This window comes from Bradyrhizobium lablabi, assembly GCF_018129385.1.
Taxonomy (GTDB): domain Bacteria; phylum Pseudomonadota; class Alphaproteobacteria; order Rhizobiales; family Xanthobacteraceae; genus Bradyrhizobium; species Bradyrhizobium lablabi_C.
In genome coordinates, this window is record NZ_JAFCLN010000003.1 from 107,079 (window position 1) to 133,191 (window position 26,113).

27 protein-coding genes are annotated in these 26,113 nt (G+C 64.3%); 7 read left to right on the top strand and 20 right to left on the bottom strand.

Translation table 11 applies throughout. The annotated features are described in order from the left end of the window. Positions 1-784: 784 nt before the first annotated feature. Positions 785-2,449 (bottom strand): thiamine pyrophosphate-binding protein, encoded by a 1,665-nt coding sequence (locus tag JQ628_RS07180; RefSeq protein WP_212221339.1) that lies wholly within the window; start codon positions 2,447-2,449, stop codon positions 785-787. Between the two features lie 203 nt (positions 2,450-2,652). Between JQ628_RS07180 and JQ628_RS07185 the strand changes: the two genes are divergently transcribed. Continuing rightward, positions 2,653-4,038, top strand: coding sequence for an MFS transporter (locus JQ628_RS07185; protein ID WP_212221341.1), 1,386 nt, complete (start codon positions 2,653-2,655; stop codon positions 4,036-4,038). Between the two features lie 136 nt (positions 4,039-4,174). On the opposite strand, the gene JQ628_RS07190 is transcribed toward JQ628_RS07185, so the two are convergent. The 8 genes from JQ628_RS07190 to JQ628_RS07225 form a co-directional block, all read right to left on the bottom strand. Beyond that, a complete protein-coding gene (locus JQ628_RS07190) occupies positions 4,175-4,675 on the bottom strand; it encodes a GFA family protein (protein WP_212221344.1) in 501 nt (166 codons plus the stop codon). A gap of 117 nt (positions 4,676-4,792) precedes the next feature. Continuing rightward, a complete protein-coding gene (locus tag JQ628_RS07195; protein ID WP_212221346.1) occupies positions 4,793-5,920 on the bottom strand; it encodes an alkene reductase in 1,128 nt (375 codons plus the stop codon). Positions 5,921-6,026: 106 nt separating this feature from the next. Then, positions 6,027-6,233: a hypothetical protein gene (locus JQ628_RS07200; protein ID WP_212221348.1), complete on the bottom strand. Its 207-nt coding sequence runs from the start codon at positions 6,231-6,233 to the stop codon at positions 6,027-6,029. A 198-nt stretch (positions 6,234-6,431) separates the two neighbouring features. Continuing rightward, positions 6,432-7,631 (bottom strand): hypothetical protein, encoded by a 1,200-nt coding sequence (locus tag JQ628_RS07205; RefSeq protein WP_212221350.1) that lies wholly within the window; start codon positions 7,629-7,631, stop codon positions 6,432-6,434. Then, positions 7,628-8,638 (bottom strand): hypothetical protein, encoded by a 1,011-nt coding sequence (locus tag JQ628_RS07210; RefSeq protein ID WP_212221352.1) that lies wholly within the window; start codon positions 8,636-8,638, stop codon positions 7,628-7,630. The genes JQ628_RS07205 and JQ628_RS07210 overlap by 4 nt, the downstream gene beginning before the upstream one ends. 253 nt (positions 8,639-8,891) lie before the next feature. Then, complete coding sequence (locus tag JQ628_RS07215; protein ID WP_212221354.1) at positions 8,892-9,266, bottom strand: hypothetical protein; 375 nt, start codon at positions 9,264-9,266, stop codon at positions 8,892-8,894. 118 nt (positions 9,267-9,384) lie between these two features. After that, positions 9,385-9,678 (bottom strand): YiaA/YiaB family inner membrane protein, encoded by a 294-nt coding sequence (locus JQ628_RS07220; RefSeq protein ID WP_212221356.1) that lies wholly within the window; start codon positions 9,676-9,678, stop codon positions 9,385-9,387. Between the two features lie 59 nt (positions 9,679-9,737). After that, a complete protein-coding gene (locus JQ628_RS07225; RefSeq protein WP_212221358.1) occupies positions 9,738-10,436 on the bottom strand; it encodes a PspA/IM30 family protein in 699 nt (232 codons plus the stop codon). A 101-nt stretch (positions 10,437-10,537) separates the two neighbouring features. On the opposite strand from JQ628_RS07225, the gene JQ628_RS07230 reads away from it, so the two are divergent. Then, on the top strand, positions 10,538-11,137 hold the full coding sequence (locus tag JQ628_RS07230) for a TetR/AcrR family transcriptional regulator (RefSeq protein WP_212221360.1): 600 nt from the start codon (positions 10,538-10,540) through the stop codon (positions 11,135-11,137). An 88-nt stretch (positions 11,138-11,225) separates the two neighbouring features. On the opposite strand, the gene JQ628_RS07235 is transcribed toward JQ628_RS07230, so the two are convergent. From JQ628_RS07235 to JQ628_RS07255, 5 genes are all read right to left on the bottom strand, one after another. After that, the gene (locus JQ628_RS07235; RefSeq protein WP_212221362.1) at positions 11,226-12,200 is read right to left on the bottom strand and encodes a quinone oxidoreductase family protein; all 975 of its coding nucleotides are present in this window, start codon (positions 12,198-12,200) and stop codon (positions 11,226-11,228) included. 48 nt (positions 12,201-12,248) lie between these two features. Next, positions 12,249-12,662 carry a Rieske (2Fe-2S) protein gene (locus JQ628_RS07240; protein WP_212221364.1) on the bottom strand — a complete coding sequence of 138 codons (414 nt, stop codon included), beginning with the start codon at positions 12,660-12,662 and terminating at the stop codon, positions 12,249-12,251. Continuing rightward, positions 12,662-13,774, bottom strand: coding sequence for an amidohydrolase family protein (locus JQ628_RS07245; protein WP_212221366.1), 1,113 nt, complete (start codon positions 13,772-13,774; stop codon positions 12,662-12,664). Before JQ628_RS07245 ends, JQ628_RS07240 begins: the two co-directional genes overlap by 1 nt. Before the next feature lie 10 nt (positions 13,775-13,784). Beyond that, a complete protein-coding gene (locus tag JQ628_RS07250; protein ID WP_212221368.1) occupies positions 13,785-14,846 on the bottom strand; it encodes an amidohydrolase family protein in 1,062 nt (353 codons plus the stop codon). A 194-nt stretch (positions 14,847-15,040) separates the two neighbouring features. After that, positions 15,041-16,261 (bottom strand): glycosyltransferase, encoded by a 1,221-nt coding sequence (locus JQ628_RS07255; protein ID WP_349628031.1) that lies wholly within the window; start codon positions 16,259-16,261, stop codon positions 15,041-15,043. Between the two features lie 226 nt (positions 16,262-16,487). Between JQ628_RS07255 and JQ628_RS07260 the strand changes: the two genes are divergently transcribed. The 3 genes from JQ628_RS07260 (at position 16,488) to JQ628_RS07270 (ending at position 18,730) form a co-directional block, all read left to right on the top strand. Continuing rightward, positions 16,488-16,967 (top strand): hypothetical protein, encoded by a 480-nt coding sequence (locus JQ628_RS07260; protein ID WP_212221372.1) that lies wholly within the window; start codon positions 16,488-16,490, stop codon positions 16,965-16,967. A 144-nt stretch (positions 16,968-17,111) separates the two neighbouring features. Next, positions 17,112-18,383, top strand: a complete 1,272-nt coding sequence (locus JQ628_RS07265) for a molybdopterin-dependent oxidoreductase (RefSeq protein WP_212221374.1) — start codon at positions 17,112-17,114, stop codon at positions 18,381-18,383. After that, a complete protein-coding gene (locus JQ628_RS07270; RefSeq protein WP_212221376.1) occupies positions 18,380-18,730 on the top strand; it encodes a hypothetical protein in 351 nt (116 codons plus the stop codon). The genes JQ628_RS07265 and JQ628_RS07270 overlap by 4 nt, the downstream gene beginning before the upstream one ends. A gap of 161 nt (positions 18,731-18,891) precedes the next feature. Here JQ628_RS07270 and JQ628_RS07275 read toward each other — a convergent pair whose 3' ends face one another. Further along, the gene (locus JQ628_RS07275; RefSeq protein WP_212221378.1) at positions 18,892-20,217 is read right to left on the bottom strand and encodes an MFS transporter; all 1,326 of its coding nucleotides are present in this window, start codon (positions 20,215-20,217) and stop codon (positions 18,892-18,894) included. 189 nt (positions 20,218-20,406) lie between these two features. Here JQ628_RS07275 and JQ628_RS07280 point away from each other — a divergent pair, with 189 nt between their 5' ends. Beyond that, positions 20,407-21,429, top strand: a complete 1,023-nt coding sequence (locus JQ628_RS07280; protein WP_212221379.1) for an MBL fold metallo-hydrolase — start codon at positions 20,407-20,409, stop codon at positions 21,427-21,429. Positions 21,430-21,511: 82 nt separating this feature from the next. Beyond that, the gene (locus JQ628_RS07285; protein ID WP_212221381.1) at positions 21,512-22,831 is read left to right on the top strand and encodes an MFS transporter; all 1,320 of its coding nucleotides are present in this window, start codon (positions 21,512-21,514) and stop codon (positions 22,829-22,831) included. Here the strand turns inward: JQ628_RS07285 and JQ628_RS07290 are convergent. The 5 genes from JQ628_RS07290 to JQ628_RS07310 form a co-directional block, all read right to left on the bottom strand. After that, positions 22,828-23,817, bottom strand: a complete 990-nt coding sequence (locus JQ628_RS07290) for a Bug family tripartite tricarboxylate transporter substrate binding protein (protein ID WP_212221383.1) — start codon at positions 23,815-23,817, stop codon at positions 22,828-22,830. The two genes, JQ628_RS07285 and JQ628_RS07290, sit on opposite strands and share 4 nt — an antisense overlap. A gap of 100 nt (positions 23,818-23,917) precedes the next feature. Then, positions 23,918-24,388, bottom strand: coding sequence for a GlcG/HbpS family heme-binding protein (locus JQ628_RS07295; RefSeq protein ID WP_212221385.1), 471 nt, complete (start codon positions 24,386-24,388; stop codon positions 23,918-23,920). Positions 24,389-24,536: 148 nt separating this feature from the next. Then, positions 24,537-24,959 carry a hypothetical protein gene (locus JQ628_RS07300; RefSeq protein WP_212221387.1) on the bottom strand — a complete coding sequence of 141 codons (423 nt, stop codon included), beginning with the start codon at positions 24,957-24,959 and terminating at the stop codon, positions 24,537-24,539. A 169-nt stretch (positions 24,960-25,128) separates the two neighbouring features. Beyond that, positions 25,129-25,275 carry a hypothetical protein gene (locus JQ628_RS07305; protein WP_212221389.1) on the bottom strand — a complete coding sequence of 49 codons (147 nt, stop codon included), beginning with the start codon at positions 25,273-25,275 and terminating at the stop codon, positions 25,129-25,131. Positions 25,276-25,412: 137 nt separating this feature from the next. Beyond that, positions 25,413-26,090, bottom strand: coding sequence for a peroxiredoxin-like family protein (locus JQ628_RS07310; RefSeq protein ID WP_212221391.1), 678 nt, complete (start codon positions 26,088-26,090; stop codon positions 25,413-25,415). Positions 26,091-26,113 lie beyond the last annotated feature (23 nt).

Here is a 26,113-nt window from a genome sequence, read left to right on the forward strand (position 1 = left end):
CGGCTCTATCGGCGCGTCGTCCCGGCGAACGCCGGGACCCATAACCACAGGACGTCGTTGGGTTAGCAGAGCGTCGACCAGTATTTTCTCACAACATCCGCCGCGGCGTATGGGTCCCGGCGTTCGCCGGGACGACGTGGGGAGAGAGCGTGCGTTCGCACTCTCGCGACGTGTTTTCGCCCGAGCTATTCAAGTTCATCGCGCCTCTAACGATAGAGGGCGCAGGGAATGCCGGGTGCGCGCTGCACCCGAGGTCTCGTGTGCGCTGCTTGCGCATAAAAAACTGCACACGAGCATACAGGTGAAGCGGTGAACACGCCGACATCCCCTGCGCAATGGCTTTACGGCTTATACGTGATCTCCCCGGTGAGAGCGCTTTGTTGTCACCGTCATCAGCGGATTGCTCCGCAAGACTTGACGCCTGCATAGCGGCGCCAGGACCACACGACTTCGCCGTACGCGCTTGCCCAGTCGTCTGCTGAACCGACGCGTCCATCGCAATCCCATCCCAACGTTCAGTGACGACGGCCGACGCCCCTCCTCGGGATGAGACGCCTGACCATACTTCTGATTTTCGGAATTTGGCAAGAGGAATATTTTTGCGGCGGGGGCTGGACAGGTTTTGCTGATTTGCCCGTCGTGTTGAATTTGTCACAGTTCGTATTGCGAGGAGCCGACGGGTCGCGAGAATGCGCGCCCGATGACAGCCTCCGCGACAAAGCAATCCAGCTTTTTTGTTGCGGCAAAGCTGGATTGCTTCGCTTCGCTCGCAATGACGGCTGGGCTAATTCACCGCGTTGTTCACCACCACTTCGATCAGCTTCGTCCCCGGCCGGCTGAAGGCCGATGACAGCGTGCTCTTCAGCGCGCCGGGATCGGTCACCTTGATCGCCTCAAGCCCGAGCGACTTTGCGACGCCGGTGAAATCCACGGGAGGGTCGACAAAGTCCATGCCGACATAGTGGTCGTCGCCATGGAAGGCGAGCAGGCGCTGCTTGATGATGCGGTAGCCGCCATTGTTGACGATCACGAAGGTCAGCGGCAGCTTGTGGTTGGCCGCCGTCCACAGCGACTGGATCGAATACATCGAGGAGCCGTCGCCGGAGAAGCAGACCACGGGACGATCGGGATTCGCAAGGCTCGCGCCGACGGAAGCCGGCAGGCCCCAGCCGATGCCGCCGGAGGCGAGCGCGTGATAGCCGTAGCGGTCCTGGTGCGGCCGCAGCGCGGTGATGTGGCGCGACGATGTCAGGCCTTCATCGACCAGGATGGCGTTGCCGGGCAGCGCCTCGACCAATTGCAGCGCCAGCCAGTCCGGATCGATCGGCGAGCGGTCCTTTGCTTTCGAAATCTGTTCGACGATGGCCTTGCGTTTGGCGGTCCAGTTCTTCGACGCCAACTCGGCGATGCCCTTTTTGGCGCGCGCCTCCAGCGCGGCGCCGCCGGCGGATTTCAGCGCCGGCACGAGCGCCCGCAGCGTTTCCTTCACATCGGCCTTCAATGCGATCTCGGCGCCGTAATTCTTGGCAAGGTCCCAATCGACCAGGCCAACCTGCACCATCGACAGGCTGTCCGGCATCGGATCGACCTCGCTGTAGACCGACATCCGCAAGGGGTCGGCGCCGAGCACGATCATGAGATCATAGGGTTGAAGCGTCTCGCGTACCTGCTTTTGCAAACGCGTCAGTGCGCCCATGAAGCACGGGCTCTCGGACAGGAATTGCGCGCCGTACGGCGTCGAGCATTGCCAGGCCGGCGCGCCGAGCGTTTCGGCGAGCGCGGCTGCTTCTTTCAGAGCATCGCTCTTGACGATCTCGTCGCCGGTGACGATCACCGGGCGCTCCGCTTTCAGAATGCGCGCGGCCAGCGCCTGCAATGCCTCATCCGAGGGGCGCACGCGGGCATCGACACGGGTGGCGCGGCCGAGCTCAATGCCGGCCTCGGCATTGAGGATGTCGCCGGGTAGCGAGATGAACACCGGTCCGGTCGGCGGCGTGGTCGCGATCTTGGCAGCGCGGCGCACAATGCGCGGCAAATCTTCCAGGCGCGTCACCTCGACCGCCCATTTCACCAGCGGCTCGGCCATCTGCACCAGCGGGCCGTACAGCACCGGCTCCATCAGGCCATGGCCCTGCTCCTGCTGGCCCGCGGTGAGGATCATCGGGGTGCCGGTAAACTTTGCGTTGAACAGCGAGCCCATCGCGTTGCCCAGACCAGGCGCGACATGGACGTTGCAGGCAACGAGCTTGCCGGAGGCGCGGCTAAAACCGTCGGCGATCGCCACCACCAGGCTCTCCTGCATCGCCATCACATAGGTGAGATCGGGATGGTCCTTCAGCGCATGCATGATCGGCAATTCGGTGGTGCCGGGATTGCCGAACAGATGCGTGATGCCCTCGTCCTTCAACAAAGCGAGAAAGGCCGAGCGCCCGGTAATGCGATTTTTCATACATCTCCTCCAGCCCGCGGCTGTTGCCGTCGAGATGCGCCATTGTGGCTGATGTAGCGCGCTTGTTGCAATGGACGGCGCTCATGGCTGCCCTGCACCGATAATGGCGGCTGTGCACTTGTGCCGCCTGCCCTTTGATTGCTAACCGTTCCCACAAGCCGCGCGGCCGGGGCGCGCATGATCCGCCGGAGCAACCGCCCGCCATGCTGGAACGACCGAGTTCGCTGCAACAGCCATCCGCGCCCGATGGCTTGCCGCCGGAGCAGCGGCGCTGGGCGATCCTGGCGATCTTCACCGCGTTGTCGATGGCTTCGCTCGATACCGCGATCGCCAACATCGCCCTGCCGGCGATCGCCGCCGATCTCCGCACCAGCCCGGCCGACGTGATCTGGGTCGTCAATGTCTACCAGATCGCGCTGGTGGCGACCGTGCTGCCGCTCGGCGCGCTCGGCGAGATTGCCGGCCATGCCCGCATCTATCTCATTGGCCTTGCGCTGTTCACGCTGGCCTCATTTGCCTGTGCCTGCGCGTGGTCGCTGGAAAGCCTGCTGGTAGCGCGCACGCTCCAGGGACTTGGCGGCGCGGGATTAATGAGCGTCAACGGCGCGCTGGTGCGCTTCGTCTATCCCAGCAAGCTGATGGGCCGCGGCTTCGGCTACAACGCACTGGTGGTCGCAACCGCAACGACGCTCGGCCCGACCGTCGCATCCGCGATCCTCGCGCTCGGACCATGGCCGTGGCTGTTCGCGATCAACGTACCGATCGGCGTGCTGGCCATCGCGATCGGCCTGAAGACGCTGCCGGCGACGCCACGCGCGACACACCGGTTCGACTTTCTCGGCGCGGCTCTGGCATCCGGATGTCTGGGTTTCTTCATTATCGGTCTCAGCAGCGCCGGGCATGATGCGCATATCGGCTTGGTTATCATCGCACTGGCCGCGGCCATCGCATTCGGCTGGCTTTCGATGCGCCGGCACGCCGGTCACCCGGCGCCGATGCTGCCGATCGACCTGTTCCGCCGTCCGCTGTTCGCGCTGTCGGCAGCGACCGCGGTCTGCTCGTTCACGGTGCAGGGACTGGCGTTCGTCTCGCTGCCGTTTTATTTCGAGCACGTGCTGCATCGCTCGCAGGTCGAGACCGGGCTGTTCATGACGCCATGGCCGCTGATCGTCGGCATCATGGCGCCGATTGCGGGACGGCTATCCGATCGTTACGCGCCGGGAATGTTGGGCGGCATTGGTCTCGTGATCCTCGGTGTCGGCATGGTGCTGCTGGCGACGCTGCCCGCCAATCCCACGGTGACCGACATCGTCTGGCGCATGATCGTGTGCGGCGCCGGCTTCGGCTTCTTCCAGGCGCCGAACCTGAAGGCGCTGATGTCGAGCGCGCCGCCGGAGCGCAGCGGCAGCGCCAGCAGCATCATCGCAACCGCCCGCCTCACCGGACAGACGCTGGGCGCATCCTTGACGGCGCTGTGCTTCGGTCTTGCCGGCACGGAAGGGGCGACGATCGCGCTGGCGCTCGGCGCGGGATTTGCGGCCGTGGGCAGCCTGATGAGTTTCATGCGGCTTGCGGTGGGCCGCGGGTGATCTCGTGTCCCGGACGCGATGCAGCGTGCAACGCTGCTTCGCAGAGCCGGGACCCACACCTGCTTTCAACAACGATGGGCCCCGGCTCTGCAGCGCATCACTTCGTGCTGCGCTGCGGCCGGGGCACGAGAATACTTCAGAGATCGCCGCGCGCGAGTTCGAAGGGATCATCGCCCGTGCGCTTCTTCTTTTTCGAGCGTTGCCAGACTACGCCGGGAAAGCCTTTCAGCGGCACCAGCGGCTCGCCGGTGTAGGCCCATTCCTGCAATTCCTCGATGGCGATGTGGTAGAGCGGCTGGCGGCCGGTGCGACCCGAGAACAGCGCGCGCGGGATATTGACCATGTGCGGCGAGCGGGCGCGCTCGTAAGCGATCGGCGTGCCGCAGGCGCTGCAAAAGCTGCGTGTGGTTTTGGTCGCGGCGTCCTCGTAGCGCGCGATCGCGGTCTTGCCTTTCGTGATGCGGAAGCGCTTGCGCCAGCTTCCGACATAGGTGGCGTAAGCCGCGCCGTGCACGCGGCGGCTGGCGGGAGAATGATCGTGCCAGGCCCAGCGCGCGGGCACGTCGATCTCGAAGGCGATTTTTCCGCACAGGCACTGGCCCGAGGCGATGCCGGCGGCGGGTGCTGCTTTGGCCATATTCGTTCGATCTCTCCACCGTCATTGCGAGCAAAGCGAAGCAATCCATCTCTCCGCTTGCCGCGCTATGGATTGCTTCGTCGCTGCGCTCCTCGCAATGACGGTTGAGGGTGAGGCTTACGCCTGCGCCAACTCATTGTGCTCCGGATAATCCGTGTACCCCACCGCATCGCCGCCATAGAACGTCTTGCGGTTGTAGGGCGTCAACGGAAAGCCGCGTTGCAGGCGGCGCGGCAAATCCGGGTTGGAGATGAAGATGCGGCCGAAGGCGACGGCGTCGGCGTGGCCTTCGGCGATCGCGGCCTCCGCCGCTTCGCCGGAAAATCCGCCGGCGGTCATCAGGACACCCTTCCAGATCGGGCGGAACAGCACCATGGCCGAGGGCACGTTGGTCCAGTTGACCTCGGCGCGGCCGGCGCCGCTGGAGCGCGGCTCGATGAAATGCAGATAGGCGAGGCCGAGCGGATTGAGCGCCTGCACGACGTGGGTATAGAGCGGCATCGGGTCCGGCTCGCCCGAACCATTGGCGATGCCGTAGGGCGACAGCCGCACGCCGACGCGACCCGCGCCCCACACTTCGGTGCAGGCTTGCGTGATCTCCAGCAGCAGCCGCGCGCGGTTCTCGATCGAGCCGCCATAGCGGTCGGTGCGCAGATTGCTGCGCGACTGCAAAAACTGCTCAAGCAGATAGCCGTTGGCGCCGTGGATCTCGACACCGTCGAAACCGGCTGCCAGCGCGTTCTTTGCGGCGTGGCGAAACGCATCGACGACGCCTGCAATTTCAGCGGTCTCGAGCGCGCGCGGGGTCTCGTAGTCGACGAGCTTGCCGTCTGCGGTCGAGGCCTTGAATTCCGATGAAATCGCAACCGCCGAAGCCGACACCGGCAGCGCGCCGCCGGGCTGGAAGGAAGAATGCGACACGCGGCCAACATGCCAGAGCTGAAGGAAGATGATGCCGTCCTTCGCATGCACGGCGTCGACCACCTTGCGCCAGCCCGCAATCTGCGCCTCGCTATAGATACCGGGCACGCCCGGGCTGCCGAAGGCGGTGTTGGCCACCGGCGAGGCTTCGGCGATCAGCAGGCCGCCTGATGTGGCGCGCTGCGCATAATATTCGGCGTTGAGCGGCCGCGGCGCCAGCGACGGCTTTTCCGCCCGCATGCGGGTGAGCGGCGCCAGAACTACACGATGCTTGAGCTGATAGGGACCGATCTGGAGCGGTGAAAACAGTTTTGGAAAGTTCATGCCTGCCCTGAATATTCTTGATTGATGTCCGGCTATGTAGCCGGTTCATCGCGGGGGAGGCAATGCGCCCCGCGCGGACGGGAACGCAGGGCGTGCATGCCGGAAGCTACAGTGTCTCCTGCTTGTGCCCGCAATTCTTGCAGGCGAATTTGACGCGGGTTTCTCCCCTCGCCGCCTGCACGCGGTTGGGCGCGCCGCATTTGCCGCAGACCGCCTCGATGCGGGTATTGCCCTGCTTGACGACGAGGCTCTTCTTTTCCATCGCCTCGCGGATCATGCGCTCGGCCTCCTCGCGCATCGATTGTTTTGACATCTGAAATGATACCTGTGTTGAAATCGGGCCGGGCCGTCCAGAGCGGAATGACTTTTCTGCGAATCGTCATCCCGCTCTATCTTTTATTTGAGCATGATCTCCGCGCAAACGCTTCGCGTTTGTCGCGAGGGAAAACCGGCACCCACTTTTCCGGATCATGCTCTATAGCACGCAAATGTCGCGCAATTGAAGGCAGGATTAGACGGTTTCCGGGGTAGATGCCAGAATACGTCGCACCAGCGCCAGCGCGGTCTCGGTGGCGGGATCGGCCGAGATCACGGGCACCGCGAGCACAATCAAATCCACGGGATCGTGCGACAGGATGATGATGTGGGTGGCGTTGTTGGCCACCATCAGGGAGAGCAGGCGCTCGACCGCGGGATCGGCCGATGACAGGCCCCAGGGCGCTTGCGGCTGCCGCAGAACCCGGCGCGAACTCAGGAACTCCCGCAGCCGCGGCGGATCGTAAGCCGCAAGTTCGGCTTCGCGGAGCCGCCGCGCGCTCTCGAACAGCGGATGGCGCGCCAGTTCCGCTATCAATTGATCGCGCGTGGCGGCGGGAGAAGCCGCCACGGAGTTGAGCACGCCCGGCTCCTGCGCCTCGAACAGGGCCCGCAGCGTGTCGGTCATCAGGCCGATGGTGAGCACGCCGGCGATGGCGATGGCGACAAACCGCATCACTTGCGCGGCATCGACATCCGGCGCGACGCAGGCCGCGGCGATGCCGAGCAGCGCCGAACTGAATAACCGCAGCGCAGTGAGCAAAATGCCCTCGCGCCGCGTCTCGGTGCTGCCGCCCGCGATCAGCACGGCGGTGACGACGAGCAGTGCGCCGAGCGCACCGAGCCGCACCGGCATATCCGGCGCCAGCGCCTGGAAATCGGTGATGACGAAGGGCATGATGAGCAGCGCGCCAACCGCCAGGCGGTCGATGCTGCGGTTTTCCGAGGCCAGTAGCGAGGCGCGGTCGCGCCTGGCCAGCAGGAGCGTGCAGATCGCAAAGCCCGCGAGCTGGAACAGCGACAGCGCGATGGACTGAAGCGACGCAAAGCGCTCCGGCCCGAACGCGCCGGCCAGGCCAAGCAGAATCGCGCCCCATAACGCCACCCGCTTGACGATGCGCGGCGCATGACGGCGCAACATCCCTTCGGTGACGACGAGCGCGCCGAGCGGCACCATGGCGGCAGGGATCAGCGACAGGCGATCGAGCAGCACGGCGCCGCTCCACCATGCAAGGCCGCGTGTGAAGAACAGGACGGCGACCACGCCGAGCAGGAACAGCAGGCGTTTCGTCAGCGCACCTCCGGGATCGCGCCGGTAGAGCGCGATCATGGCGACCGATAGCCCGATCGCGCCGCAGAGATTGACGATGGAATCGGCGATCACGCTGGGCGTCATCGGCCGCTCCCGTGGCGCGGCCGCAACGTGCCGAAGGTGCGGGTGTCGTCCATCCAGTGGACGGCCGGAAGCACGAGGCGTTGTAGCGCGAGCACGGCGGAGGTCGCGAGCAACGCGGGTAGCGAGCCGGACGGCACCTCGCGGAAGAGATAGCGCCGCGCGCCGGTGAGATCGACGCGGCCGATCTGTAGGAGATCGTCGCCGCGGGCATAGTCCAGCTCGCCGGCGCAGAATTCGTTGTATTTTTCGTCGCGATGCTTTGGCGCGCTGTCGAATGACTTCTTCAGCGCGTCGGAGCCGCCGGTATAGGCGTTCGTGATGACAAAGCGTGCTTCGTCAAAGCCGGCCTCCTCGCCGACGCCGAACACCGCGCGGTGCTGGCGCATGATGTGGCGGGCGAGTTGCAGATGCGCAAAGCTCTGGCGCGAAGCCGGATCGGGCGACGGAAACACGTCGGAAAAGGTTTCGCTGACCATGCCGCACACCGCCGGCACCTGCGTGACGTTGGAGATCCAGCGCGGGCGCAGGCCGTCGCGCATGAACAGCACCAGCGTGGTCAGGCCATAGAGCACCCAGGACAGCCCCTGCCCCTGCACGTCGGGATCGACCATCACAAGGCCGAGATGGGTGACCTCGGCCGGCTCGCCATCAAGCTCGACCGGCATCACCGAGAGCGCGTTGAAGGCGATGGGGTGCCCGGTCGCCTCCTCCGAGATCAGCGTGACGATGGCGCGCGCGAGCCGCTCGCGCTCGCCGGAAAAGATGCCGTAGGTGAGGCTGCCGGCCGGCAAGGTCTTGCCGGCGACGATGCGCAGTTGCGCGACCAGTTCGTCGAGCTCGGCTTGCGATAGCGAAAGTCCGGGCCGCTCGACGATCCGCGTGATGAGGTTAGCATGGGTGCGTAGGCTGAGATCGATGGTTTGCTGCGAAAAGGCGTTCAGCCAGAACGTCGTAAGGCTGCGCAATCGCGCGACCGACGATCGAATCTGCTCCCACAAGGACGCCATGCCGCCTGCCCGCTGCCGGGGAAGATGTGTGCATGGTCTATCTTAAGGAGGTTTGAGCGGAGGGGAATGGTTTGGCGAACGGTAAATGATGTTTGAACGGCGCGACTAGACGCGGAAGAAGACGACAGGCAGGAGCTTTTCAACACAAAGGCCGACACCGTAGCCCACGAGAATTACGATTGTCGCCCAGGCTGATACCAGTCGAACCACGAACCACAGCAGCCAGCCAAACTTTCTGGCTAGCCAGATCATATCAGACCGCCGATGCGACGGCGGCTCGCTGCCGGCCGCCGTAATCATGCGCGAGCAGCGAGCACGCACCCATAATGACGGCTCCGCAAAGCGCGAAAAGCGACAATACCAATGGCGGCAAAAGGCAATGAAACAGATAGGAGGCCAAGGTGAAGGAAGCGGCAGCGCCGATGATCGCTGTCAGGGACGCCCTTAGCGGGATTGAGAAATCGCAAGACAACGCCCCGTCGATGGTCACGGCCATTGCCGCCACAGCGAAGGTGAAGAGGAAGAATATAGTTGCAAGGAATGAGGCAAAGCCGCTTGGGCCGCCGGCGGAAACCACTGTCAGCGCGGCAATAAGCGCAACCACCGAGGGACCTGCGACCAGAAACACGAAAGCTCTTTTCATCGACGTCAACCTTGTGAGATGTCGCAATTGCCTGATCGGTGCAGCGGTCGGCGGGCGGCTGGAGATCACCGCCCGCCGCCCCGCTACTCACCTCCCTTCAACTTCACGCCGCGCGCGAGCTGCGCTCGACTTCCATCAGGAGGCGCTCGGCCTTGGCGTCCTCGATGCGGTTGACCAGTTTGCCGCTCTCGTGGTTGTCGCGCATCGTCTTGGTCATGGTGATGCAGGACTGGGTGAGCATCAGGAAGCCCATGGTGAGGTAGCCCTTGATCGCCAGGTCGAGCGGCAGCAGCCAGATGCCGATGCCGACCATGAAGGCCGAGGCGCCGAACGAGATGTAGGTGAAGGCGACCCAAGCGGGGCTGTGCTGGGCGGCGACGGGATGATTGGTGTTCATGGCAATTCTCCTTGTGATGTGGGTTTAAGGTTTCAACTTCAATTCAACAGTTGCGTGGTTCAGGTGGTGGTCTGCGTGCGTTTGGCGTTCAGCCGCGCGAGCACGTCGTCCGCGGTTGATTTGATCCGGGGGCCAAAGCCCTGTTCGGCGAGTTTCTCGGCGGTCGCGAGCGGGCCGCTCGCGGCGTCGAGTTCGATCAGCGCCTCGTCGGCGGCCTGGGCTTCCATCTGCCGCTCGCGCAGGCGCTTGAGCGTGTTCTCCGCTTCCGGCAGCGTGGACTCGTAGGGCCGCGCGGCTTCGATGCCGCCGCGGCGGAGGTTGCGCACGGCTTCCGAGGCGCGCGCGATGCGGCGGCCGCGATCGAGTTCGGTAAGGCGGGCCTCCGCGTTCGAGACATGGCGCTTCAGCCGCGTGATCTCCTGGGCGAACAGCGTGCGCGCGGTCATCGCGGCGTCGCGGTCGGCTTCGAGACCCGCGATCTGCTGCGCCGCCTCGCGGGCGAGGTCCTCGCGGCCGCCGTCGAGGGCCGCGGTGGTGCGGACTTCGAGATCGGCGATGCGCGCGTTGGTGGCTTCCAGCCGGCGGCCTTCCTGCTGGTCCTGCGCAATGGCCAGCGCCAGCGTGCGCTTGCTGCGATCGACGGCCGCCGCCGCATCGCGCATCTGCTGGTCGAGGATGACGAGCGCAGTGCGGTCTTCCAGTTGCTCCTCGGCGACGGCGATGCCGCCGCGGAAAAGTGTCAAAACGGTCTTGAACATTGGTGGCTCCCTGCTATGAGCATTGCTCATGAGGGGAACGTAGCATATTTTGAGCATTGCTCAAGAATTATTTGAGCGACGCTCATAAGAACGGTGAACGAATGGTTAAGACATTGGAAAGGCGAGAGAAACAGCGCGAGGAGCTGGTTGCCGCGGCCGAGCGGATGGTTGCGGCGAAAGGTCTCAGCGGGCTGAAGAGCCGGGAGCTGGCGCGCGAAATCGGTGTCGCCAACGGCGCGGTGTTCAATCTCGTCGCCGACATGGACGAACTGATCCTGCGCGTGGGCTCGCGGACGCTGGCACGGCTCGACGCCGCGCTCAGTGCGGCCGAAAGCGACAGCGCGCCCTCGCCGGCCGAAACGCTGGTGCGCATCGCAGTCGCCTATTGCGATTTCGCGGCGGAAAATCTCGAACTATGGCGCGCGCTGTTCGAGCACCGCATGGCGCCGGAAAAGCCGGTGCCGGAATGGGCGGTCGAGGAGCAGATGAACCTGTTCCGCCACATCTATCATCCGCTGGCAAAGCTGTTTCCGAAATGGAGTGCGGATGAGCTGAGCATCACCGCGCGCAGCCTGTTTGCCGCCGTGCACGGCATGGTGAGCCTTGGGTTGGAGCAGAAGCTGATCGCGGTGCCGGTCGCTGCGCTGCGCGACGAGATCGCGACCCTGGTCAAGGCGACGATCAAGGGGCTTGCGGACTAACTGGATTGCGCAGTTATTCTCGTCATGGCCGGGCTTGTCCCGGCCATGACGACCTTTTCAATAGATCGCTTTCGACTACTTAGCGATGTCAAACGGTGAACACGGTGGACCCCGTGGTCTTGCGCGCGGCGAGATCGGCGTGGGCTTTTGCGGCGTCCTTCAGCGGATAGGTCTGGTTCACCTCGATCTTCACCGCGCCCGATTTCACCACGTCGAACAATTCGTTCGCCATCGCGACCAGATTCTCGCGCTTGGCGGCGTAGGTGAACAGCGTCGGGCGGGTGACGTAGAGCGAGCCCTTGGCAGCCAGCAGGCCGAGATTGAACGGCTCGACCGCGCCGGAGGACTGGCCGAACAGCGCGACGACGCCGAGCGGGGCGAGGCAGTCGAGCGATTTCAGGAACGTGTCCTTGCCGACGGAATCGTAGACCACGGGGCACTTGTTGCCGCCGGTGATTTCGTCGACGCGTTTGACGAAATCTTCCTTGGTGTAGTTGATCGTGTGGTCGCAGCCATGGGCTTTTGCGAGCTTGGCTTTCTCCTCGCTGCCGACGGTGCCGATCACGGTGGCGCCGAGATGCTTTGCCCACTGGGACAGGATGAGGCCGACGCCGCCGGCGGCGGCATGCAGCAGGATGGTGTCGCCGGCCTTCACGCGATAGGTCTGGCGGATCAGGTACTGCGCGGTCAGGCCCTTTAGCATCATGGCGGCGCCGGTCTTGTCGTCGATGCCGTCGGGCAGTTTCAGCAGACGATCGGCCGGGATCAGCCGCGCTTCGGAATAGGCGCCGAGCGGCGAATTGCCATAGGCGACGCGGTCGCCGGGCTTCAGGTCGGTGACGCCGGCGCCGACCTCCTCGACCACGCCGGCCCCCTCGCCGCCAAGCCCGCTCGGCAGCGCCACCTGGTAGAGGCCGGTGCGGTTGTAGATGTCGATGAAGTTGAGGCCGACGGCAGTGTGGCGGATGCGCGCCTCGCCGGGTCCGGGCTTGCCGACCTGCACCTCCTCCCAGACGAGAACGTCGGGGCCGCCGGTTTTGTGAAAGCGGATGGCATGCGTCATGGAATACTCTCCTCGATGAGATGACGGGGGATGGAATGGCGGGGCGCGCTACGTCTCGATGATGACGTAGCTGTCCTCGACATGGACGGGAAAGGTCTCGGCCACGTATGGCCCTTTTTGCAGCTCCTGGCCACTCTCAACGGCAACCGGGTAGGATCGAACCTTGAAGCGTTTTGGATCGAACCAGGACTGGCCGTTGCGCATGTCGAATTCCCAGCCATGCCACGGGCAGCGCAGCAGTTCGCCGACGCGGTCGCGGACATAGACGCCCGGCTCCGGCGAGGTCAGCCGCGCGACGCAGGCGGCCTTTTCCAGCGGCGCGCCTTCATGCGGGCAGCGGTTGAGCAGCGCGAAGAATTCGCCGTTGACGTGGAAGATCACGATGTCGCGGCCTTCCACGCCGACAACCTTGTTGCCGCCGGGAGGAATGTCCGAGGTACGCGCGACGATGTGACGGGTCATCAGAACTTGTACACTGCTCGCGCGTTCGCGTTGAAGATTTTCTTTCGCTCGGTCTCCGTCAGCGGCGTCTTGAAGGCAAAGCGCGCGTCGTCATAGTCCCAGTGCGGATAGTCCGACGAGAACAGCAGGCGATCGATGCCGACCCATTCGATCAGCGAGCGCAGATGTTTTGCCTCGTCCGGCTCGTCGATCGGCTGGGTGGTGAACCAGAAATGCTCCTTCACATATTCGGACGGCTTTCGTTTCAGATGTGGCACCTCGTCGCGGAATTTCTCGAAATGCTGGTCCATTCGCCACATCGTGGATGGGATCCAGCCGAACCCGCCCTCGATGAAGACGATCTTCAATTTCGGGAAGCGTTCCGGAATGCCTTCGAGCACCAGGCTGGTGAGCGACGACGCGACCGTGTGCGCGTTCGACTGATGCTCCTCACAATAATAGGACGGCCAGCCGCCGCCGGTCGGCGCGTGCCCGCCATAGCCGCCGACATGGATGCCGAGCGGCAGGCCGAGCTCTTGCGCACGTGCGTAGATCGGCCAGTAGCGGCGACGGCCGAGCGGCTCGTTGGCACGCGGAGAGACGTTGATCTGGATGTGCTCGCCGATTTTGGCGCAGCGCTCGATTTCGGCGACGGCAAGCGCCGTGTCGTCCTGCCCGACCAGGATCGAGGCTTTCAAGCGCGGATCGCGGCGTGACCAGAACTCGAGTTGCCAATCGTTGATGGCGCGGCTGATCGCCGCGCCGAATTCGAGGTTCTGCTGCGAGAAGATGAAGAGGTCGAGCACCTGCAAAATGCCGAACTCGACGTCGAGCGGATCGAGGTGCTGCTTCTGCATGAAAGCAAGATCGGAGCCCGGCGGCCCGCCGGTCGGCGGCCAGGCATCGCGCCGCGCGATCAGCGGCGAGGAACGCGGGTAAGGCGTGGTGCCGATATAGGGCGTGCGCAGATGGCTGCCATAGGTCTTCAGATGCTCCTGCCAGCGCTTTGGCAGGAACTCGTTGAGGTCGCTATGCGCGTGAATGCTCGGATGGACGTCGCAATCGATGATGCGCAGCCGCGTCGCCGCGGTCTTTTCCTGCTCGAGGATGGGACGGTCGATGACGTCACTCATGCGAACCTCCTTAATTCAGCTTCAACCGAGGAAAGGTTTCAAGCGGATTGTCGGCGCACATCCGCGCGACAAGGCCCTTCGGCAGGTTCGGCGGCACCGGATCGTCGCCGTCGAACTGCCAATGCGGATAGTCGGACGCGAACAGGAACATCTTCTCCGAGCCGATCTGGTCGATGATATCCTCGACGGCGGTCGCATCGGCCGGCGCGTCGAACGGCTGCATGGTGACGCGAAAATTTTCGCGGATGATGGAGGCCGGCTCGCGCTCGACCCAGGGCACCTCGACCCGCACGCCGCGCCAGGTCTTGTTGGCGCGCCACATGAAGGCCGGCAGCCAGCTCACGCCCGATTCCATCAGCACGACTTTCAGGTTCGGATATTTGCCGAACACGCCCTCATAGATCAGGCTCAGAATTTGCGCCTGAAACGCCTGCGCTTCCGCCATGTAGTATTCGTAGCGATAGGACGGCCAGCCGATCGAGCTCGGCGCGGTGCGATAGGCGCTGCCGGCGTGGATCGCGAGCGGCAGCTTGTACTTTTCCGCGAGCTGATAGATCGGCCAGTAATGGCGGCGGCCGAGCAAGGTCTCGCCCTGCGACAGCACGAGGATGGAGACGAAGCGGTCGTCGGACGCGCGGCGCTCGATCTCTTCCAGCGCGAGATCCGGCGCCTGGATCGGTACCACGATGGAGGCGCGCAGCCGCTTGTCCTTATCGAGCCATTCGGCCGTGATCCAGTCGTTGATCGCCTTGCAGAAGCCGGCGGCCATGTAGGGATCGTAGACTGCCTGCGCGCCGTAGACGACGTTGCAGATCGCGTGGCTGGCCCCTAACTGGTCGAATGCGCCGCGCTGCACCATCGAGAGATCGCTCCCCGGCTTGCTGCCGTCCTCCGGCCGCCAGTCGGTGCGGCCGCAAAACGGCATGTTCGGCGGATAGGAATTGAGGTCGAGGCCGTCGATGGCGCGGCTCACCACCTGCTCTTTCCAGTGATCGTCGAGATAGGGCAGCAGCGTCGTGCGCGTTCCGCCCACCGCCGGGTGGATGTCGCAGTCGATGCGCATGGCGACCATCGTTGTTTCCCCGGAGTGGTTTCCTCGGACGTCGTTATTGGCGGCGCGCTGCCGCAGCGGCAAATGTGCCGCCGATGGCGGCCAAGCGCAAGGGCGGCCGACGCCATGCAGGGCTTGTCCGGCATGCGGAAAACGCAACCAGTCGCAGCTCGACATGCGGACAAATGCCGCACGGCCGGTCATCATCGGAAGAGTTATGCCGCGCTCGCCTGGACGATCTGTTCCAGCTCGCTCACAAGACTTTGCTTGCTGACCTCGGCCGTGGAAATTTCGCTCAAGTCGCGGGCTGCGGCGCGATACCGAGGATCCTCCGTCAATCGGCCGATCGCAGCAGCGATTTCCGTTTCGGTGGCTGATGGCGCCAGGGTCAAGCCGGCGCCGCAGGCTTCGACGCGCGCTGCGACGTCGCCCTGATCGCGCCCCATCGGCATCACCAACAGCGGCAGGCCGTGCAACAGCGCCCGGCTCACCGTGCCATGGCCGCCATGGGTCACGACGAGCGAAACTTCCTTCATGACGGCATCATGCGGCGCGCTGGGCAATAGTGTCACATTCGCCGGCGCGTGGAGCGAGACGCCGTCAAGAGCCGGCCCGAGCGTTGCAACCGCTTCCATCCCGATGCGCCCGATCGCGTTGACGACGCGTTGCAGCGCGTCGGCCTGGCCCTGATTCGTCGTGCTGAAGGAAACCAGTGCACGAGGACGATCGGACGTTCGGGACCAGGGGAAAGTCCACGGCTTCGACCAATCCGATAAATCCAGCAGCGGGCCGATATAACGAACGTTGCCGGGCAGCCGGTCGGCGGGAAAATCAAATGCCGCGCTCATGGCGATCAGGAGGCGGGCGGGCCGATCGAACAGGTCCAGCACATCGCCGCATGCGGCAAGCTGCAGGCTGGCGCGCGCCTCGTTCAGCATCGGCAGCCATTCGTTCATGACGGCGATGAACCGGCTGGTCGAAGCTTCGACCCGCAGGCGCTCGCCGAGTGTGCGCGGTGCGGACAAGCCGCTGCCGACCGGCGGTATGCCGGGCAAAGGCCGTATGCTGACTGTGGGCGAGAGCAGCGCGCAGGGAATGCGCGCGGCCTCGGCGGCCAGCACGGAGCCGAACAAGGCGCTGTCGGTCAATAATCCGTCGGTCGGGGCGCGCCTGATTTCATCCAGCGTATCAGCTCCGCGCGCGGCGGCCGGGCCAAACAGGAGTTCATCGCACGCGATTTCAAACGGCTCGCCGCCCTGCGCAATCGGCGAGAAGCGTGGCTCTCGCTGCCAGGTGGCAAAGCCGAAGCCTGCGGCCTCCACCGGTTCGCGCGCGTCTGCGCGTGCAATGAATCTGACATCATGGCCACTTTCGCGCAATTGCCGCGCTGCGGTCAGGGTCGGGCCGAGATGGCCCGGGCCTCCCCAGGACGCCACCAGAAAATTGCAGGAAGAATTGCGAGACATGGCTTGCCTACGCCGTGAATTGCTCTGTTCGCCGCGCCTAGTCTGGCGAAGTCAGGCAAAACCGTCTTGGCATTTTCGGACGCGTGATTCAGCGTTCCGTGATCGAACGTGAACCGCGGCTTGCAGATGACGCAAACTTCATATTGCCGTTCGGGAACGCATGTAAGATGAGCCGATTGAGACAAAGGAAACGAAGATGAAGCTGGCCCGCATCGCCGCACTTGCCCTTTCCCTGTCGGCCGCCTGCATCTCCACGGCGCTCGCGGGATCCTCCTCGGGATCGCCGGCGCTGGCAGTGGCCGCGCTGATCGCGCCCTATTCGCCGGACCTGTCGGCGCTCGACAAGGTGACGGTCGCCGCGCTGTTCGACGGCGAGAGCGGCAAGGTCGCGGCAAAGAAGATTTCCGTCACCGCCGACAAGATCACGTGCCGGACCAGCAATGTCGACCTGACGTCGCGCTCCTGCGAGCTGTCGTTCAAGGACGGCACGCATGCCCTGAAAGGACGCGAAGCCAATGAACTGTTCGCGACCATGGCGCTCGCGGGCGTCGCTCCCGAGGGCGCTGCCGGATCGAACATTGCGGGCGCGTCAAAGCTGCGTTGCACCCTCGACATCGCCGCCATCAAGCAGAAGGACGGCGGCGGCGCCTCCTGCTCATTCGAAGCCGGTAATTAGCGTCGCCCTTCAGCGCGGCGAAAGGCCGCCCCTCGCCGTGAGCGGTGGATGCCGCGCCACACCCCTTGCCGCCAATGCGGAAAGCGAAAATACTCGCCTCGAAAGCGGACGTAATCCGCTGGATTGGCGCAAGGGGAGGAAACCATGGCGCATGACGTTGAGACTGGATTCGGCGCGAGCCGCCGTGGATTTTTGGGCGGCACGGCGCTTGCCACGGCAGGCGCTGTCATCGGCAGCATCCTGCCCTCCGGCAATGGCGGAGGCATTCCGCAAGCCCATGCGCAGGCCGCCGCGCCTGCCGCACCGAAGGGACCGCAACATTTGAAATTCCCCGGCAAGAACGAAAAACTCGTCGTGCTCGGCGACAAGCCGCTGGTGGCCGAGACGCCGGAAAGCCTGCTCGACGACGAGACCACGCCGATCGAAAAATTCTTCATCCGCAACAACGGTCAGCTTCCCGAAGAAGCGAAGAATCCCGATGCGTGGAAGATCACGATCGACGGCGAGGTCAACAACAAGCTCGAGATCACGCTGGGCGAACTGAAATCGAAATACAAGCCGGTGACGCGGCGGATGGTGCTGGAATGCGGCGGCAACGGCCGCGGCGCGTTCTCACCGCCGGCGCGCGGCAACCAGTGGACCAATGGCGGCGCCGGTTGCGCCGAGTGGACCGGCGTGCCGCTGGCCGAAGTGCTGAAGGCCGCGGGCCTGAAGAAAAGCGCAAAATACACCGCGCATTACGCCGCCGACCTGCATCTGTCGGGCGATGCGGCCAAGCCGACGATTTCGCGCGGCGTAAGAATCGAGAAGGCGCTCGATCCATACACCATGATCGTCTGGGCGATGAACGGCCAGCCGCTGCCGAACATCCATGGCGGCCCGGTGCGCCTGATCGTGCCCGGCTGGCCAGGCTCGGCCTCGCAGAAATGGCTGACGAAGATCACCATCCGCGACAAGGAGCATGACGGCCCGGGCATGACGGAATTCTCCTATCGCACGCCGATCAAGCCGATGGTGCCGGGCGACAAGGGCGACCCCGCCAACTTCCGTATCCTGGAATCGATGCCGGTGCGCTCGATCGTGACCAGCCCCGCCAATGGCGCCAAATTCGCAGCCGGCACCAAGGAGCTGAAGCTGCGCGGCGCCTCATGGGCGGGCGAGCTTACGGTGAAGCAGGTCGACGTCTCCATCGATTCCGGCGCGACGTGGCAACGCGCGGTGCTCGAAAAGCCGAAGAACAAATATGACTGGCAGCGCTGGACGGCGACGCTGAAGCTGCCCTCCGACGGCTATTTCGAGATCTGGACACGCGCGACCGACTCCAAGGGAGTGATGCAACCGCATCAGGCGGGCTTGTGGAATCCGCAAGGCTATGGCGGCAACGCCATGCATCGCGTCGCGGTGCTGGTCGGATGAGGCTGCGTGGAGCGCCGGCCCTGCTGGCGGGATTGCTGTGGATCGCGCCGGCGTTTGCGCAAACCGCGTTCACGCCGCGCGATGAAAGCCCGGAAGAATTCGTCGCCGGCCCCGGCCGCGACGAGACCTTCTATACCTGCACCGCCTGCCACGGCTTCAAGCTGGTGGCGGCGCAGGGTCTCACACGCGCGCAGTGGGAGGACTCCATCAACCTGATGATCCGCCGCCACAACATGCCGCCGCTCGAGGACAAGGACCGCGCTGTTGTGCTCGGCTATCTCGAGACGGCCTACCCGCCGCGCGCCCCTGCCGGGCGCGGCGGATGGCAGAATCCGTTTGCAAAATAGCGTCTATTTTTTCAGGCTTGTGGCTTCATCCTTCGAGACGCGGCCAAGCGGCCGCTCCTCAGGATGAGGTCTGAGACCCTCATGGTGAGGAGCGCATCTTCGCGCGTCTCGAACCATGAAGGCCCTTGACGCTGCAAGGATCGATCAGACTTCGAACTGGACTAATGCGCCGGGCTCAGCGACGCGCGCTGATAGCGCAGCCAGATCACCGCGACCGCCGCGGCCATCATCAGCAGCACGGAAAACCAGTTGAGCGGCTGCCAGCCCCAGCGGTCCTGCAAAAAGCCCGCCATGAAGCTTGACGTCGCGGTGGTGCTGAAGACCAAGAGGTCGTTGAGCGCCTGGGCCTTGCCGCGCTCGTTGGGACGATAGCAGGTCGTCACCAGCGCGGTGGCGCCGACGAACAGAAAATTCCAGCCGACGCCGTTGACGGTGAGCGCAATGCGGAAGTTCCACGCGTCTATCCCCGACAGCGCAGTGATGACGCCAACCAGCATCAGCACGATGCCCGCCGACATCACCGTGGTGACGCCGTACCGGTTGATGAGGTTGCCGGTGAAGAAGGACGGCACGAACATGCCGAGCACATGCATGAAGATGACCCAATGGGCTTCCGCATGCGGAAATCCGCAGCCGACGATGGCGAGCGGCGAGGCGCTCATGATGAAGGACATGGTGCCGAATGCCAGCATGCCGGCGATCGCGGACGCAATGAAGCGCGGCTGACTGGCGATCTCCCACAGCGGACGCGGCGGGATGGCGGATTCTGCCGGGCCGGCCGCCGCGGCTGATGAAGCGACCGAGGGGAAGTTGATGAAGGACATGATCGTGAAGACGATCACGTGCAGCACGAAGATCGCGGCATAGGTCGCAAGGTAAAGCGGCATGACCAGATCGTGCGTCACGCGCACGAGGCTGGGGCCGATCACGGCGGCCGCAACGCCGCCGGCGGTGACCCACGAGATCGCCTTGGCGCGGTAGCTGACCGGCACCAGCTCCGCCGCAGCGAAGCGATACATCTGAAGACACGACACGGCATAGCCAAGGATGAGGCCGCCGAGGCACATCACCAGGAAGTTGGCGGTGTAGAGGCCGGTGCACATCACGGTGGCGCCCGCCATGCCGAACAGCGAGCCGACGCGAAAACCGATGTTGCGGCCGATCCGCTGCATCAACAGCGCGGCCGGAAACACCCAGATCATCACGCCGAGATGCTGCATGGTGACCGGCAGGTTGGCCAGATCAGGACGATGATAGAACGTGATGACCGACAGCCCCGTCGCCGCGAACATCATGGTGTTGCAGGACTGGCCGACCGCCTGGCAGCAGGTGAGCAACAGGAGATTGCGATGGGCGTGCCGGTCGAGCCCCGGCTCGGGATCGGCTTCCGGCTTCAACGCGGAGTCGGGATTGAGTGCATCCATTATTGTCGTTGCCCAGTAGACCTCGGGAGGCACGCGCACGGCTGGCGCGTCAGGACGCCGCACGCCCTTCTCCAGCAAAAGAGCCTCCCGCTCAAGGCCAGAATGGAAGATTTTGCTGACATCCCCTGCATGGCAGCCATAACATTCTTCACGGCGTTGATGACCCCGCCAAATCGCGTAAGCTCGCGCCGCCGCTCAGGCCAAGGCACCGGCCGTAAAATCGTGCTGAATTGAATGCGGCGGGGGCGAGGAATGTCCGACGGTCTCGATTTCACAGTGCAGCGCCCGCCGGCCTATGGCGAGCTGACGGATGTCCTGCCAAAACTGTTCTGGGTGCGGCTGCCGGTGCCGACGGCGCCCAACCACGTCAATTGCTGGCTGCTCGACAACGGGCCGGGCTGGACGATTGTCGATACCGGCCTCAACACCGACGACACCTTCGAGATGTGGGACAAGCTCTGGCGGGGATTGCTGCGCGCCCGCCCCTTGCAGAACCTCACCTTCACTCATGCGCACGCCGACCATTTCGGCCTCGCCGGCTTCTTCGTGAAGGAAACGAAATGCAGCGTCCGCATGCCGCTGGCCGAATGGCTCAGCGGCTGGAAGATGTGGCACGAGCGGGAGGAAGGACCCGACGAGCAGTTTGCGTCCTTCATGAAGCGCAACGGGGCGTCGGGCGACGAAGCCGCAGTGATCATGGCGGCGCAACGCCCGTCAAAATTCCTGGGAGGGCGGCCGCCGCGCGAATTCATTCGGATCAGGGATGGCGATGTCATCGCGATGGGACAACGCGAATGGCAGGTGATCACCGCGGGCGGGCATTCGGCCGAGCACGCGCTGTTCTTCTGTGCGGGCGAGAAAATCCTGATCGCGGGCGACCAGATCCTCTCGCACATGGCGCCATCGGTGATCGCGCCTGCGGCGCAGCCGGAAGCCAATCCGATGCAGGAATATCTTGACGCGCTGTTCCGGCTCGAGGCGCTGCCGGCGGACACGCTGGTGCTGCCGTCGCATGGCCTGCCGTTTCGCGGACTGCATCAGCGGCTCGCCCAGTTGCGCGAGCACCACCAGGCGCGGCTCGACGACGTGATGTCGGTCGCATCGGGCAAGACCAATGCGTTTCTGGTCGCGCAGGAAATCTTTCCGCGCGCGCTGTATGCCAATCCGCGCCTGGCGTTTGGCGAGGCGCTGGCTCATCTGAATATGCTGGCATCGATGGGACGACTGGCGCGCGACGTCGACGGCGACAGCGTGATCTCGTTCGCGCCGGCGTGAAGTCGGGTTCGACGTGGCTTCGTCCGGCGATCTTCCCAAAGCAACGATCGGCCTGCTGCACGCAAGAGCGTGGCAAATTGCCATGATCGGGCTGGGCACGGCCGCAGTACAGCTCGATACGTCCGTGAATATCGCCTTCCCGGCCATCACCCGCGGATTTGGCCTCGCGATCGGCGATATCCAGTGGGTGGTGATTTGCTATGTGCTGACCTATGCGAGTTTGCTGCTGGCGTTCGGACGCGTCGGCGACACCGTCGGTCACGCACTGATTTTCCGCGTCGGCCTGATATGGAGTGCGGTGGCGCTGGCCCTCGTCGCATGGTCGCCGACATTCAGCGCGATGCTGTTCTTTCGTTTCCTGCAAGGCATCGGCGCCGCGCTGGTACTGAGCTGCGGCGTTGCGCTGGTGACATCGCTCTATGGCGAGGAGCGGCGCAGCCGGGCGCTTGGCATCTACACCATGATGCTGGCACTTGGCCTGATGCTGGGTCCCTTGCTCGGCGGCGCGCTGACGGCAGCCTGGGACTGGCCCGCCGTGTTCTGGGTCCGGATTCCGATCGCGCTCGTGCCGTTGTTGCTGTTGCACGGGATACCGGTCGCGGCGAAACGCGAGACCGGCGACCGCTTCGACGTGCCGGGAGGCGTTGCGCTGGTGCTGGGCCTGGTCGCGATGCTGTTGGCAATCAATCGTGTTCGCGAATTTTCCGCCATCTGGTTCGCCCTGCTCTCCACCCTGTGCTTCGCAGCCTTTGTCATGCGCGAGCAGCGCGCGGCGCATCCGATCATCGCGGTCGGCATTCTCAGGAAACCAGGCTTTGCGCTGCTCAATCTCGTCAGCGTGCTGGCCAATCTCGCAGCTTTTTCGGTGTGGCTGCTGGTGCCGTATTATCTGGCGCGCGTGCCCGGTTATTCCCTGACGGAAAGCGGCGCCATCCTCGCGGCCGCCGCCGCAGGCGCTGTGCTGGCTGCACCGATCGGCGGCCGGCTCGCCGGACGGCACGTCTCCGCCGAGCGCCTCGCCATCGCTGGCGCCGTCATGATCGGCAGCGGATTGCTGATGCTCGGCTCCTGGACGGAGCAAACCCCGACGGCCTTGCGGATCGCGGGGCTCACTTTGCAGGGCATCGGCCTCGGCCTGTTCCAGCTTGCCTATTCCGATATCGTGACCGCCACGCTGCCGCTGAGGGATCGCGGCGTCGCGGGCAGCCTCGTTCTGCTGACGCGAACGCTTGGCACGGTAACAGCCGCTTCCGTCGTCCTGATGGTGTTCGGAATCCTGAACACCATCAGCGGCTTCGTCGAAGCCTTCCAGCATGCCTTTCAGCTTGCCGCCTTGCTGGCCTTTGCCTCGGCGGCGCTGCTGGCGGTTTCGCCGGGCATCCGGCGAAGGCCGGCAGATTAAGCGGGTTCGAGACCGAGCGACTTCGACGCTTCGATCCAGATCGGCAATTCCCGCTGATACAGCGCGTTGCTTTCCTTGAATCCGATCGCCGGCTCCAGCACGAAAGTCTTGAGTATTTCCTTCACTTTGGGATCGTTGTTGGCCGCGACGCAGAGTTCCGAGAGGCGATCGACGATCGGCTGCGGCGTCGCCTTCGGCAAGGCCCAGCCCGTAAAGCCGCTCACGGTAAAGAATTTCGATGTCGCGCCCTGGTCGGGCAAGGTCTTGATCTCGGGGATCGCGTCGACCTTTTTCGAATGCACCGCGAACACTGTGCCGTTGTTGCTTCCCAGGACGGCTTGCGCGGCGGTGTAACTGCCCATCGCGGCATCGATCGAACCCTCGGCCAGTCCTGTCCACATCGGCGCCTCGCCCCGGTAATGGACCGGCTCGATATTGAGGCCATACTGCTTGTTGAGTTCGTTGATCGTCATGTGCGGCGACGAGCCCGCGCTGTAGGTGCCGAAATTGACCTTGCCGCTCTTCTTCGCGAACGCGACGAAATCCGCCAGCGTCTTGACGCCGGTCTTCGGGTTGGCGACCAGAAGCAGCCCGGCGCCCGGGATGACGCTGACGAGCGTCAAATCCTTGTCCATGTCGTAGCCGGGGTTCTTCATCATCGCCCGGTTCATCACATAGGTGGTGGAGATCGAGCACAGGATGGTGTGTCCGTCAGGCTCGGCGCGCGCCACGTCCGCAGCGCCAATGGCGCCCGAGGCGCCCGCCTTGTTCTCGATGACGACGGTCTTGCCGACTTGCCGGGAGATGTAATCGCCGAAGGCGCGCGCGAGCAGGTCGGTCTGCCCGCCTGCCGGATAGCTGCAGACCATGCGGATCTGCCGCGACGGCCATGCCGTTTGCGCCAAGGCGCCGCGCAAGACAAACGGCGTCGCGACGGCTGCCGCCCCGGCAGCGATGAAATGGCGGCGATCGATTTTTGCAGACACAATTTCCTCCCTGATTCTCAGGGAGGTTACTGCATCACTCCGCCTCTGCCACGCGTGGAAGCCGGGACAGATTGGCGCATTGAAACCCGATCGCGCCCCGCTATGCGCCGAGGCCGGCCTTGGCGCATTGCTCGTCCTGGTCGCCGGTGACGCCGCTGACGCCGACCGCGCCCGTGACCTTGCCGTCGACCATGATCGGAATGCCGCCGGGCGAGGCGAAGACGCCGGGCAGCGTGGCCGTGGCAGGCCCGCCCTTGTTGATCGCTTCCATGAACACGCGCGTCGGGCGCCGATAGGTTGCCGCCGCCCTCGCCTTGCCGACGGCGATGTCCATGCTGGCGGTCTGCGTATTGTCCATGCGCTCGAAATACACCAGGAAGCCGTGATTATCGACCACGGCGACGGCCACGTTCCAGCCGTTCTTCCTGCATTCGGCGAGGACGCCGGCTGCAATCTTCTTGGCGCCTTCGGCATTGACCGCGGTGCCGTAGTCGGGACGCTTGTCTTGCGCCGATGCGCCCATGGCAAAGGCGGCGAGCGCAGCGGCAAGCAGGATTGTCCTGGTCTTCATCGTGATTCCCCCCGAGGTTTATTGTGCGGGAACATGATACCGCAGCGGGGAAGAGACGTCGATTGCATCAAATGATCGCACAACCCGGCCGGCGACGACCTGATGTCAAGTTCCGCAAATGCGATGGTGCGTTGCGTCAATCCGCCGTTCAAGCGGACGCGACATAGGGAATGCTGGCGACGATCGCGACGGTCTGGATCGCATTGCCGAGCATGCCGCCCCAATGCATCCGCCGCAGCCGCCGCACGGCACATTTGTCGCCGGCATCCCTGGCGCTGAGTTGGGCATCCCACCGGCGCAGAAACGAGCCGCGACTCCAGAACGCGAACGCCGCGATCAGGCCGATGCCGATGGCGAAGACCGGCCGGCCCGCAATGGCGAAGGTCAACGTCCCGATGATTCCGGCGATGCTCACCATCAGGAAATGCGCATTGAACATGCCGCGAAGCAGCAGCGTGACCGGCGGGATATCGAGCTTCACCAGCAGGAAGGCCGGCGCCGCCAGCAGGAAATAGCCCATTGGAAAAAGCAGGATGACAATGGCAGCCAAGGCGAGACCATCTGCGGTCATGCGAACACTCTCCTTCCGGGTGGCAAGGATCTCCGGCATCAGCCTGGCATGATATTGGAGAGTATTTCTGCGCCACTATTGGGCTTTGGTCGGACGTGGAGGCCACAGGGCAGCCCCTGCGATCGCTCCACCGAACCTGTTGGGAAATCCGTTCGCGCCGCAGACGCAGTCAGATTGCGAAAACCCAGACCGCAACGATTGTCGCCAACGTCGCAACGCCCGAGATCGTCCAGCCCACGGCATAGGCTGCGTCGTCCTCGCCGGTGTCGTGCATCATCTCGACCGGGCGGTCGGCACGTATCCATTGGTCGGCCATGACGGCCTCCATCGCGCCTGCCCTGCCCGGACAAAGCGCGATGGAGCCTTCGGTTCCCGCCGAAGGCGCTTACGCCTGCGTGATCCCGGCAATCCCTTCGATGCCGGTGGATCAGCACAGGTGCCGCGCGCTTGTGATCAGGCGGCCTTGGCTGGGCGCAGGCGATCCAGCACCGGCAGCAATTCCGACGGATCGGGCCGCTGGGTGTAGTCCGGGTTCACCTCGGCGTAAGCGATGACACCGTCGGCGCCGATCACGTAGCGCGCCGGCATCGGCAGCACCCAGGACGGATCGTTGTTGAACGCCGGCAGGTCGTTCTTGAAGCTCTTGTAAAGCTCGACGAGGTAGTCCGGCAGCGCAAAGCGGATGCCGAAGGCATCGGCCACCTCGCTCCTGACATCGCTCAGGATCGGGAAGCCGAGCTTGTTGTCGCGCTGCGATTTGCGGTTATTCGGGGCGGTCTGCGGCGAGATCGCGACCAGGCTGGCGTCGCGCACGATGATGTCGGTAAGCGCCTCCTGGAGTGCCTGCAGGTCCAGATTGCAATAGGGACACCAGACGCCGCGATAGAACGAGACAACCAGCGGCCCCTTGGCGAGCAGTTCGCGCGAAGAGACCGGATTGCCATCCGTATCCTTCAGCAAAAACTCCGGCGCGACATCGCCGGCCTTCTTGGCCCGCTGTGCCTGACCGCTGGCGATCAGTTCGGCCGTGGCACGCTCCATGATTTCGAATTGGTCTTTCGTCACGTTCCAGGGCGGACGGCCGGAGCGGAAGTCGGCTTTGAAGGCATCGAGGCGGTCTTGCAGGGCCATGAAAATCTCCATCGGTTGGGGTT